This window comes from Kitasatospora nipponensis (assembly GCF_039528135.1).
In the GTDB taxonomy this organism is placed as follows: domain Bacteria; phylum Actinomycetota; class Actinomycetes; order Streptomycetales; family Streptomycetaceae; genus Kitasatospora; species Kitasatospora nipponensis.
Map to the genome: position 1 here is coordinate 1 of NZ_BAAALF010000536.1, position 210 is coordinate 210.

Genomic DNA, 210 nt, shown 5'->3' on the forward strand with positions numbered 1-210 from the left:
CCTCGTTGAGGTGGGTGTCGACGTAGGAGATGCTCGCGTCGCAGACCTCCATCGCCATGCCGAAGAAGGACACCGAGTTCGGGGCGATCTGGTACTTCCAGGGGCTGTTGTACCAGGCCGGGGTCTTGACGACCTTCCCCATGACGCCGACGTTCTCGGTCTCCACGCCGCCCAGGATGTTCCGGGCCTGCTGGGTCTTCGCCCAGACGG

1 protein-coding gene is annotated in these 210 nt (G+C 64.8%); it reads right to left on the reverse strand.

Features of this window, described 5'->3' with window-relative positions; translation table 11 throughout:
• The coding region (locus ABD323_RS41720; protein WP_486327173.1) for a BP74-related protein at nt 1–210 on the reverse strand (210 nt) is incomplete at both ends.